Raw genomic sequence first — 10,576 nt, forward strand, 5'->3', positions numbered from 1 at the left:
CTACTCGGTATCAGTCTCAGGTACAGATGATTGTGGTTCTGAAGAATCTGAAGAGGGAGCAGTGCCCGGCACTTGTGTCTCAGCTTGCGCTGTGACCTCTTCATCTTTGGCATACATAGTCAGATACTGATTTTCGCAGACACTGATGGTTGTCCTGTCGGAGCCATATGTTTCGGTGCACCGCTCCATATATTCGTCATAAGACATCAGTAAACTCTCCGACTGAACATTCGCGACGAATACTCCAGAAACCACCAGCGCCGATAACATCACACTGTTCCATTTCATCTTGCTCACCTTTGTTCAAATATGAACCGCACAGGCCCATACTTTAGAGTTAAGCAAATTAGCAGCAAATAATGATCGAATCTTGAGACAATTTACCAATTGCTGGCAGTGACAGACTTCAGGCAGGCTCATCTGCCGTTACATTTTCCGCCTGAACTCAACAAAGTGCTCATACCGTTTTGACACTAAGTCGGTATAATGCCTTCACTTTCATAACAACTATACCTGAATCAAATGAGTAACGTTTTTACATTTCTTAAGGGATTAGCGATGGGCGCAGCAGACGTCGTTCCCGGCGTTTCCGGCGGTACAATCGCTTTTATAACCGGTATTTACGATACACTGCTGGAAAGCATCAGACGCATCAACCCCAGCCTGATCCCGCTGTGGCGCAAACAGGGAATCCGCGCAGTTCTCACCCACATTAACGCGGGTTTTCTGACTGTGCTTCTCACTGGTATTCTCACCAGTATTCTCACCCTGGCTCGTGTAATCACCTGGATGCTGCATACGCATCCGATCCCGCTGTGGTCCTTTTTCTTTGGCCTGATCCTGATTTCTGCTGTTCATATGTTTAAACAAGTTCAGCACTGGAGAGCGACTCGGATTCTGTGCATTATTGCCGGTACAGCATTTGCGTACGGTATTACGGTTGTTCACCCTATTGATATGGCACCGACCAGTATCAACATAGTATTAGCAGGATCCATTGCTATTTGCGCGATGATTCTGCCGGGCATCTCTGGCAGCTTTATTTTGCTGCTGCTGGGTATGTACGGCCCTATCCTCGCGGCGGCTAAATCGCTGCAGCTGGGTACTCTGGGACTGTTTGCGACGGGTTGTGTGATCGGCCTGCTGTGCTTTTCTCATGTTCTGTCTTGGCTACTTCGTCATTACCGCGATTTAACGCTGACCTTCCTGACAGGCCTGATGCTCGGCACACTGAACAAAGTCTGGCCCTGGAAAGAAACCATCAGCTGGCGCACCAATTCCAGCGGTGAACAAGTCCCCCTGCTGGAGCACAACCTGTCACCCTTTAGCTTTGAGCAGGTTACCGGCCAGCCAGCGCTCCTTAGCTATGCAGTGATTGCCATGCTACTCGGGATAGTGCTGGTGTGGGGACTGGAGAAATTTGCAGCAGACTAGCCGCTGAGTGAATGCTGAGGCTGCCATCTGGCAGCCTTTCTTTATCGCAACTGCGACCGCCACAAAAAGCGTGATACCATAGCGCAGTTAACTGATAACAAAATACTTACGCGAGAAACCGATGTCCCATAAGCTTTTCTCAATGCATTGGTCAATGCCAGTAAAGCTCATTCTGGCATTCTGCTTGGGCTTTGCCGCCATTGAGTGGCTGCCGGCATTCATCCGCTCAGAACCCATCTATGACAGCGCACAGGCCTGTGAATTGAGTCAGGCAAGCTGCCTTCGGAACAATGCCAGCATCATGCTGAGCGACAATATTGTCCACCCGCTGCAACCTACCACAATGACCATTCGCTGGCCTGAGCTGCCGAAAGAGACAGCAACCCTCCTTCTTACCCTGGAAGGTCATGAAATGATGATGGGACAATATCAGCTACAATTAACCCGGCAACCGGATGACAGCTTTTCTGGTGAACTCATGCTGCCTTTCTGTACACAGGACGCTATGACCTGGCAAGGCAAGATCACCTCAGATTCCGGCTCCCTTACACCTCTCTACGTTTCCTTAAGGATGACACAGTGAAATTTCAATGGATAATTCTGGCCGTAGCCTTGATTGCTGGCCTGGCCACCCGTTACCTCGTAGACAGCCATGACGACAGCGTCGCAGAAGCTCAGCAGTCAAGCGGCCAGCTCGAGAGTGGCAAAGAGTCTGTCGACTTGTTCAATACCAATGATAACCGCCTTCGCGTTGTCTACTTTGGTTTCACGCATTGCCCGGATGTCTGTCCTACATCACTGGCTATTCTGGGGGCCGCTTTGAAAGCCATCTCCCAGGATGAATTAAATAAAGTCTGGCCTGTCTTTATTACTTTGGATCCAGAAAGGGATACACCTGAAAAAAGTGCTCAATACGCGCAATATTTCCATAAAGATATTACAGGCATGACGGGGACTATGGAACAAACCCAATTACTGGCGAAGAAGTATGGCGTCCTCTTTATGAAAACCCAGCAGGAAGATTCAGCATTAGAATATTCCGTCGATCACAGTTCGTACTTTTATCTTTTAAAACCCGACGGCACCCTGTTAGAAAAGGTGCCTCACACTTTAAATCCCAATATCCTGGTAGACGCTATTGACAGGAATGAACGTCTCCTGATTGAGAAATAATGAAGAAGATTTGACATATCATTCACATAGCGTGCATTGACTCAAACGGCGAAAGGCCGCATTCTTGCTGTCGTTCACGGGCTTTTTCTCGTCTTTGAGAGAATTTTTTTTGGGAAAAAAGCTTCTTGGATGAGCAATTTGAATAACATATGCCATACTAATTCTGCCGACTGATAAATTTTTACACTCGGTCTGTAGTGGCAAAACAAAGGAGAAGAAAGAAAAATGAACCGTTCATTATCTATCCTTACTGGTATCATTCTGAGTGCAACTTTGATTGGCTGTTCCAGCTCAGATGAAGTAGATCAGATGCAACAACTAACCAATAAAGTAGACATGCTTTCTGACCAAGTGGGTGCACTGCAAAGTCAGCAAGATCAGATGGCCGGCGCCGTTAACGACGCTCGTGCTTCTGCAGATGCTGCTTACCAGGAAGCAATGCGTGCTAACCAGCGTATTGACAACATGGCTAGTTCGTATCGTAAGTAATACAAACGACAAAAAGAGTGGAGCTATTAGCTCCACTCTTTTTTTATGTCTGAATTTTGGTTTCAGTAAAACAGGTACAGTATCGAGATATATCACACAAGCTGCCCGGCAGCCCGTGTGACCATGTTATTAATCAATCGCGATAGGTACGCCTTCTTGCGATTGTAAAGCCTGAGACAGACGCGAAATAGCTTGTTTATCACTTTCGACAGCATTAACAAGCGCACGACTTGGTTTCACAACTTTAGCCTGACCCGCCTCAGATTCCGATTTCGACAATGGCTGATGTACCTCAACATACAAGCTACCATCCGGTTCACGGGTTTCTTTCAATGGTTGATTGATTACCCGCACTTTGGTGCCTTTAGGAATCTGCGGGAACAGCCACTCAATATCCCACGGGTTCATACGAATACAACCTGAGCTGACACGCATACCAATACCGAAGTCTTTGTTGGTACCGTGTATCAGATATTCACCGCGGCTGTGAGCAAGTCGCATAGCGTACTCACCTAATGGGTTCTCCGGGCCAGCCGGAATAACTGCCGGCAGTTCGATACCGCGCTCTTCACGGTATTCTTTACGAATATTCGCCGTAGGTGTCCAGGTCGGACCAACAATTTTCTGACTGATTGACGTTGTCATCACAGGTGTTTCCCGGCCGATACGGCCGATACCGATTGGGAACACATAGACAGAATCTTTACCCGGCGGGAAATAGTATAAACGTAATTCAGCAAGGTTGATCACTATGCCTTCATGTGCAACATCAGGCAATATCAGCCTGGTCGGTATGGTCAGCATTGTACCGGGTTCAGGCAGAAAAGGGTCAACCCCCTTGTTCGCTTCCATCACGGCTAAAAAACCCACGTCAAAGTGGTTAGCGATATCAGCGATACTCTCTTTTTCATTCTCGGGAACCTGGTAATACTCCACAGCACCGACGAGCTTGCTGCCGTCAGAAGGGAGTTGGTATTCAATAGCATTCGCACCCATTGAAGCCAGGCCAATCAGAGTACAAAGTAATGAGCGATACACGAAAGCCTCCAGATCGATGAAGTCTGTTGACATAAGCAACTGAGAGTCAGTTGATATTCCACCCAAAAAATTTGGCAACAGAACCTTAATTATTATGGCAAAGTTTGATCTTTACTCAGTAAGTGACTGTGATTTTCTTATATATGACACAAAATGTAGCTTTGATCACTTTCTGAGTTTGACTGTCAGTGTACCCAGCTCCTGCAACTACCAGGTCAGGTTTACGTCAATAAAGTGGCGGTGGGTTGTAAGCAATGGGACTCATGTAGAATTATGCATACAAAAAAAGCGGGCATTGCCCGCTTTTCTGCTCACTCAATCCAGGCTCAGGCATATTGCGCTGTCAGTAATTTCCAGTCACGGCGCTGTTGTTCCAGCCGGGCCTTTATTTCCTGATATTGCTTCACAATATCCAGATTGTCGTACTGTTCGCGAAGCGCCTGCCTTTTCACCTCAAGCAATTGTTTCCGGGTTGCGTAGTACTCTGAAATTTTCTGTATCAGCACGTCATACTCGGCTTCCACTTTTTGCAGCACAACCCTGCTATCCGGCCCGGTGCTCAGGCGGGACTGAATGCGTTTAAGCACCATAGTCGCCTTCGCCTTTTCAATTTTATCTTCCGGGCAAGTACGCAGGTTGCTGGCAAGACCTAACCAGGACAGACTTCTTATAAGCCACTTAGTCGGGTCAAACTGCCACCAGCGAATCCCGTTCCGGTAGTCATTTTCAAAGATGTGATGGTAGTTATGATACCCCTCACCAAAGGTCAGGAAAGCCAGAAAGCCATTGTCCCGCGCCGTATTTTTATCCGTATAAGGTTGCGAACCCCAGATGTGAGCCAGAGAATTGATAAAGAAGGTGGTGTGGTGACTGAGCACCAGACGAACAACCCCGACCAGCAGCAACGCTCCCCAGATGTCGCCGTGTAAAAAGCCAAACAGCAGTGGTATGCCTGCATTCGTCGCCACAGCCAGCGGTACGTAATACTTGTGCTGCCACATAACGATCTTATCTTTTTGTAAATCGCGGCAATTTGAGTAATCCGTGTAGCGATGCGCCTGATACTCACGAAGCATCCAGCCGATATGGCTGTAGAAAAAACCACGTTTGGCGGAATACGGATCGACATCGTTATTATCCACATGGCGATGGTGAATCCGGTGATCAGATGACCAGTGCAGAATGCTGTTTTGCAGCGCGAATGCGCCGCCAACCGCATAGATAAAACGCACAGCGGCATTTGCTTCATACGCCTTATGCGACCAGAGGCGGTGATAACCCGCCGTAATAGACAGCCCGCAATAACTGAACGCTGCCAGCAGCATCAGCCCTTGCTGCCAGTCAAACCCGATAAAATAAGCATAAAGGGGTGCACCAATCGCAGCGATGGAAAAGGTAACGGTAAAGATAATCAAATTTAGCCAGATGATTGGCGGCTTAGGATGTGACATGTCATTCTCTGTCTTTCGGCGTACAAGTGTTCGCTAGAATAGCAAGCATCCCGCTCAGGTCAATCGTAAAAGTCTGAGATTTACTGCTTTACATCACAGCTTGACATCTTGAATGCAAAAATATGCATTTAAAAATACTGCCAGTCGCCGTCAGCCGTCAGCCGTCAGGATACGAGATACGCTCAGCAAGCTTTCCGGCTGCAGTGAATTAACTACACTATAGGAAGCAGCCTAAAGCTTACACATGGAGACGCAACCATGAGGCCCAGCTCCGAGGCTCCCTTTGAGCCGATTAACATGAAGCGTGATAAACGAGTGGTGATCAATACCCAGGCACAGCACTGGATGGCATCCCCGGCAGCAGGCGTGTGGCGTATTCCACTGGAACGGGAGGCGAAAGAGTCGGGTGAAGTCACCAGCCTTGTCCGTTATGAACCCAACACGCACTTTTCAGCCCACTACCATCCAAACGGCGAAGAAATCTTTGTCGTCAGCGGTATCTTTCAGGACGAGTTTGGCCACTACCCGGCTGGTACCTATATCCGTAACCCGGCAAAAACCCGCCATGCGCCAGCCAGCGACAGCGGCTGTACCTTGTATGTCAAACTGAACATGTTTCCGGAAGGCGATAGGGAACCGCTCAGGATTGATACCCACAACGCCAGATGGCAGCCCGGCCATTATCCCGGCCAGTCAGTGCTCCCGCTGCATGGCTTTGGTTCAGATCGCACTGTCATCATGCAATGGCACGCGGGGTCAACGCTACCGCCACAAAGTTACGACGGCGGCCTGGAAGTCTATATCCTTGCTGGCAGTTTTTATGATGAATGGGGAGAGTATGGTGAAGGCTTCTGGCTGCGAACTCCGCCGGGCAGCTCTCATCAGCCAGCAACCAAAGATGGCTGTCTGCTGCTAGTAAAAACTGGCCATATCACTCAATAACAGTCCGGCGGTTCTTGCAAACACCGGCAACCTGGCTTTCTAACTATTAACATCCGTGCGGATGAAATTTTTCAGATGGATTCAGGTCTCTTGTAACACGTCAGTATATTTATACCGCTCAAAGGGATGCACATGCGTATTAAATCAACCCCGCCCTGGCAACTGAAGGAAAGTGATGTCACACCAGAGTCGGTTTATCACCAACGCCGCGACATTCTCAAAAAGCTGGGGATTACCCTGGCAACACTGCCATTAGCCACGCAAGCCCAGGCCAACATCTTTGATATTTTTGGTGATGACGAAAAAACACCGGATCGCCGACGGGCGCTCAACGCCCCCGACTCCACACGTTTTCACCCGGACCTGTCTTTAACACCTGAAGACAAAATCCTGAAATATAATAATTTTTATGAGTTCGGTACCGATAAGTCCGATCCTGCCCGCCGGGCAGCCAATTTTGTGACCGACCCATGGAAAGTGGATGTCAGCGGCATGGTTGCCCGTCCTTTCACACTGGATTATGACGACATATTTAAACGCTTCCCGATTGAAGAGCGCATCTATCGGCTACGTTGTGTCGAAGCCTGGTCGATGAACGTGCCTTGGATCGGCTTCCCGCTGGCGTCACTGCTGAGATATGCGCAGCCAACCAGTAACGCAAAATATGTCGCTTTCGAGACATTGTATGACCCGAAACAGATGCCGGGACAGGCATCTCGCCGGCTGGGTGGCGGGATAGATTACCCGTATGTTGAAGGCCTGCGAATGGACGAGGCGATGCACCCATTGACCCTGATTGCTGTCGGCTTATACGGAAAAACGCTGGCACCGCAGAACGGTGCACCGCTGCGCTTGGTGGTGCCATGGAAATACGGCTTCAAAAGCATCAAGTCTATCGTCAAAATTACCCTGACGGATAAGCAACCGCCAACTACCTGGAACCTGCTCGCTTCTAATGAGTACGGTTTCTACGCCAACGTGAATCCACAAGTGGATCACCCAAGATGGAGCCAGGCAAGTGAACGCTTTATTGGCGAGGGCAACCTGTTCAGCAGCCGTCGGCAACCGACCCTGCCATTCAATGGTTATGGCTCTGAAGTCGCGGGGCTTTATAAAGGAATGGATTTGAGGAAATTCTTTTAATGCAGAAACTGGCGCGCACCTTGCAAAGTATCCGGCTTAAGCCCGCTCACATTACTGCGTTAAAAACGCTGATTCATCTGGTGTCGATGGGCTTTCTGGCGATGCTGACTTTTCAGCTTCTGAACGGCCGGCTCGGAGCAGACCCTGTTCAGGGCCTGAGTCACTTTACGGGTAAAGCGGCGCTCAATACACTCTTTATCACTCTGCTGGTCTCCCCGCTTGCAAAACTATTGAAGCAAGGCGCGTTAGTCAAAGTGCGTCGGGTGCTCGGCCTTTACTGCTTTTCCTGGGCAGCCTTGCATCTTTTAGTCTACGTGCTGCTGGATCTGAATCTGGACTGGTCCTTGCTGGCCAGCGAAATAATCGAGCGCCCCTACCTGACCATAGGCGCAATATGCTGGTTAATTCTCTTTGCCCTTGCCATTACTTCCACCCAGAGGATGCAGAGAAAACTAGGCAAACGCTGGCAACAATTGCACTACTGGGTGTATCTGGTCGCTGTGCTTGCACCAGTTCATTACTACTGGTCGGTGAAATCCGGTATTGTGGAACCGGCACTCTATATTGCCGGGGCTTTGATGCTATTGAGTTTCAGGCGAAAAACCTTAAAACGGTGGTTGCCTAAGTTTCCTCAGCACACGCCTTCTGAAGAGAGATAACATCGTTCTGGCCGCTGACTGGCAGCCAGATCTGCGACCTTTACTCAACATTTAGTCACCACACGCTTGTCTGTTTCGACGCGGTGAGCACAGTAGAACACAGGATCACTCCCACAACTCTTCCTGCTTCAGGCTATTCAATGCCGAAAAACGGATATAATTTCAAACTAAACGCATAAGTTTGATACAGGTTCAGATTATTCAGGCACATAACCCTTTTCTGCTATGCGCTCTGGCAATATCATAGAGCGGTATACCCATTATCAATGTCGAGTCCGATCACGTGAGGTTAAGCTGTTTTTGATCAGTGAGTTAGTTGCCGTCAGTATCGAACAGTTTCAGGCTGACTGTTTACAGCTGTGTACCCAACATTACCCCACGGTGCATAACCGAGGCATGCGCGATCGCCATTTAGGCAGGCTGATGTGTCGGCGTATTCTGGCGACACTGGAAAAGGAGGGCATGACAGCCACGCTTGAACAAGTGGAATGCGATGATGTGATCATGCCTCCTGTCTTTCGGATACGGACCCGAGAAACAACCCTGTGGGTTATCGCGCACCGCCTTCAAAGCGCTAATCTGGCGCGGCGTTCAACGCTTTTCCAGGCTATCGGCCTGACGCTGGAGCAACTGACGCCAACCGGTGATCATCACTTATTGTTATTGTCTGATCATTGGTTTGACCGAAGCAAAGCCAGTAAACAACTTCCGTCCTGGTGGCTTGGTCAGATGCCGGCTAATATTCAGGGCTATCTGCAGGACGGCATCAAGCTGCTGCCCAGCGAATTGTCTTTAACAGGACAACTGCAGACTCAGTTTGATCTTTCTCAAGGTATTACTCAACTTCACCACCCACTCAAACGACTGCACACGAATACACCCTTGCATCGCTACGCGGTAATGACAGCCTACTACCCCAACATCCATACAATGAAAACTGGCTGATCAAAGATTCGCCTCAACCGCAGATGTGTCAGACAAAAACGCCAGCTCACTGAGCTGGCGTTTTTTGATTAGGGTGACCGAATTAAATCAGGCCCAGCTCTTTCAGACGCTCCATCAGGTAGCTGTCGGCGGTATGGCGCTCTGATAAAACAACGTCAGGTTTCGGGTGCAAGAAAAGTGGCAGAGAGATACGCGATTTCGTTTTATCTGCTCCTTCAGGATTGATCACACGGTGAGTCGTTGACGGGAAGTAACCGCCCGACGCTTCCTGAAGCATGTCACCAATGTTAATGATCAGGTTACCGAATTCACACGGCACATCCAGCCACTCGCCTGTTTTCGCTTTTACCTGAAGACCGGGCTCGTTGGCAGCGGGAAGCACAGTCAGCAAATTAATGTCTTCATGAGCACCGGCACGGATAGCGCCCAGCTCTTCCTCCCCTTTCAGAGGCGGGTAATGCAGAACACGGAGCAAAGTTTTGTCGCTGTTTTCAATCATGCTGGATAGCGACTGCGAATACAGTGCAGATACGTCAGCCGGTGAGTGCTTTTCCACCCAGGACAGCAAGGTCGCCGCCAGCGCATTGGCCTGGGCATAATAATTCTGCAATTCGTCTTTCAGCGTCTCAGGGCACTGGCCCCAAGGGTAATAATGAAAGAATTCTTTGATATCTCTTTGATTATGGCCTTTCGCGGTTTCAGAGATCTCTGGCGGAAAGAATCCATCTTGCGTTTCAGCGTTGAAACGAAAATCGTATTTATCTTCAGAGTCAAAAAACGCTTGCCAATTATGATAGATGGAGCTGACCAGCTCCTGCTGTAATGGGTGATTTTTCAGGACACCAAAACCCGTTTCGCGCAGTGATTCAACGAAACGCTCTTGAGCATCGTCAGCAGTAAAGTCAATGGCTTCTAATTTCATTATGTTCTTCTTTTACGGTAGGGCGTAGATTTATGCGTTATTCGCATCTTGTGACAAGGATTTTAGACCTTCAATACCGCCTGAACAACCCACAAGCCAAAGCCCGTAAGAAACAGAGTGTTGACTGAAAGAAACGATTGCCCAACCGATTGCGTTTAACTCAACGCTTTCATGAGCCGCAGAACGAAAAACCCTGCCGAAGCCTGTCTCTTGATCACATTTCCTGCTCAAGAGACAAGGCAAGGTGATACCCCTCAAGGATGGTTTGTAATCTAAACCATCCTTCCCATAACCGCTCCCAGCCAACAATCCCGGTTCGTTTGCTGTCATTCCAGCCTGCCAGTCGGCCTAAATTTAGGTATGCCCAATGCATACTTGGG

At 49.0% G+C, this 10,576-nt stretch carries 12 protein-coding genes and 1 pseudogene; 8 read left to right on the plus strand and 5 right to left on the minus strand.

What is annotated here, in order from left to right; translation table 11 throughout:
- Window positions 1–288 carry a hypothetical protein gene (locus tag L6J37_RS16620; protein WP_237795956.1) on the minus strand — a complete coding sequence of 96 codons (288 nt, stop codon included), beginning with the start codon at window positions 286–288 and terminating at the stop codon, window positions 1–3.
- Between the two features lie 234 nt (window positions 289–522).
- On the opposite strand from L6J37_RS16620, the gene L6J37_RS16625 reads away from it, so the two are divergent.
- The 4 genes from L6J37_RS16625 (at window position 523) to L6J37_RS16640 (ending at window position 3,096) form a co-directional block, all read left to right on the plus strand.
- On the plus strand, window positions 523–1,434 hold the full coding sequence (locus L6J37_RS16625) for a DUF368 domain-containing protein (protein WP_237795957.1): 912 nt from the start codon (window positions 523–525) through the stop codon (window positions 1,432–1,434).
- Window positions 1,435–1,588: 154 nt separating this feature from the next.
- Complete coding sequence (locus tag L6J37_RS16630; protein ID WP_237795958.1) at window positions 1,589–2,017, plus strand: hypothetical protein; 429 nt, start codon at window positions 1,589–1,591, stop codon at window positions 2,015–2,017.
- Complete coding sequence (locus L6J37_RS16635) at window positions 2,014–2,607, plus strand: SCO family protein (RefSeq protein ID WP_218385526.1); 594 nt, start codon at window positions 2,014–2,016, stop codon at window positions 2,605–2,607. The genes L6J37_RS16630 and L6J37_RS16635 overlap by 4 nt, the downstream gene beginning before the upstream one ends.
- A 225-nt stretch (window positions 2,608–2,832) precedes the next feature.
- Window positions 2,833–3,096 (plus strand): Lpp/OprI family alanine-zipper lipoprotein, encoded by a 264-nt coding sequence (locus L6J37_RS16640; RefSeq protein WP_027251090.1) that lies wholly within the window; start codon window positions 2,833–2,835, stop codon window positions 3,094–3,096.
- A 129-nt stretch (window positions 3,097–3,225) separates the two neighbouring features.
- Here the strand turns inward: L6J37_RS16640 and L6J37_RS16645 are convergent, their stop codons facing one another.
- Complete coding sequence (locus L6J37_RS16645) at window positions 3,226–4,134, minus strand: L,D-transpeptidase family protein (protein ID WP_370630691.1); 909 nt, start codon at window positions 4,132–4,134, stop codon at window positions 3,226–3,228.
- 326 nt (window positions 4,135–4,460) lie between these two features.
- Window positions 4,461–5,585, minus strand: a complete 1,125-nt coding sequence (locus L6J37_RS16650) for a fatty acid desaturase (RefSeq protein WP_218385528.1) — start codon at window positions 5,583–5,585, stop codon at window positions 4,461–4,463.
- A 258-nt stretch (window positions 5,586–5,843) separates the two neighbouring features.
- Between L6J37_RS16650 and L6J37_RS16655 the strand changes: the two genes are divergently transcribed.
- The 4 genes from L6J37_RS16655 to L6J37_RS16670 all read left to right on the plus strand — a co-directional run bounded on the left by L6J37_RS16655 (window position 5,844) and on the right by L6J37_RS16670 (window position 9,274).
- Window positions 5,844–6,527, plus strand: coding sequence for a cupin domain-containing protein (locus L6J37_RS16655; RefSeq protein WP_192013973.1), 684 nt, complete (start codon window positions 5,844–5,846; stop codon window positions 6,525–6,527).
- Window positions 6,528–6,659: 132 nt separating this feature from the next.
- Window positions 6,660–7,670 carry a protein-methionine-sulfoxide reductase catalytic subunit MsrP gene (gene msrP / locus L6J37_RS16660; protein WP_192013975.1) on the plus strand — a complete coding sequence of 337 codons (1,011 nt, stop codon included), beginning with the start codon at window positions 6,660–6,662 and terminating at the stop codon, window positions 7,668–7,670.
- A complete protein-coding gene (gene msrQ / locus L6J37_RS16665) occupies window positions 7,670–8,329 on the plus strand; it encodes a protein-methionine-sulfoxide reductase heme-binding subunit MsrQ (protein ID WP_237795960.1) in 660 nt (219 codons plus the stop codon). Before msrP ends, msrQ begins: the two co-directional genes overlap by 1 nt.
- A gap of 300 nt (window positions 8,330–8,629) precedes the next feature.
- Complete coding sequence (locus L6J37_RS16670) at window positions 8,630–9,274, plus strand: hypothetical protein (protein WP_218385531.1); 645 nt, start codon at window positions 8,630–8,632, stop codon at window positions 9,272–9,274.
- 82 nt (window positions 9,275–9,356) lie between these two features.
- Here L6J37_RS16670 and L6J37_RS16675 read toward each other — a convergent pair whose 3' ends face one another.
- Window positions 9,357–10,196 carry an isopenicillin N synthase family dioxygenase gene (locus L6J37_RS16675; RefSeq protein WP_237795962.1) on the minus strand — a complete coding sequence of 280 codons (840 nt, stop codon included), beginning with the start codon at window positions 10,194–10,196 and terminating at the stop codon, window positions 9,357–9,359.
- Window positions 10,197–10,410: 214 nt separating this feature from the next.
- Window positions 10,411–10,576, minus strand: a pseudogene (locus L6J37_RS16680) (IS4 family transposase); the annotation flags it as partial.

It is taken from the genome of Photobacterium sp. WH77, assembly GCF_022014395.1.
Taxonomy (GTDB): domain Bacteria; phylum Pseudomonadota; class Gammaproteobacteria; order Enterobacterales; family Vibrionaceae; genus Photobacterium; species Photobacterium arenosum.

Coding starts and splice junctions, on each gene's coding strand:
- L6J37_RS16640 (WP_027251090.1), top strand. CDS start 2,833: ATGAACCGTTCATTATCTATCCTTACTGGTATCATTCTGAGTGCAACT.
- L6J37_RS16650 (WP_218385528.1), bottom strand. CDS start 5,585: ATGTCACATCCTAAGCCGCCAATCATCTGGCTAAATTTGATTATCTTT.
- L6J37_RS16625 (WP_237795957.1), top strand. CDS start 523: ATGAGTAACGTTTTTACATTTCTTAAGGGATTAGCGATGGGCGCAGCA.
- msrQ (WP_237795960.1), top strand. CDS start 7,670: ATGCAGAAACTGGCGCGCACCTTGCAAAGTATCCGGCTTAAGCCCGCT.
- L6J37_RS16655 (WP_192013973.1), top strand. CDS start 5,844: ATGAGGCCCAGCTCCGAGGCTCCCTTTGAGCCGATTAACATGAAGCGT.
- msrP (WP_192013975.1), top strand. CDS start 6,660: ATGCGTATTAAATCAACCCCGCCCTGGCAACTGAAGGAAAGTGATGTC.
- L6J37_RS16630 (WP_237795958.1), top strand. CDS start 1,589: ATGCCAGTAAAGCTCATTCTGGCATTCTGCTTGGGCTTTGCCGCCATT.
- L6J37_RS16620 (WP_237795956.1), bottom strand. CDS start 288: ATGAAATGGAACAGTGTGATGTTATCGGCGCTGGTGGTTTCTGGAGTA.
- L6J37_RS16675 (WP_237795962.1), bottom strand. CDS start 10,196: ATGAAATTAGAAGCCATTGACTTTACTGCTGACGATGCTCAAGAGCGT.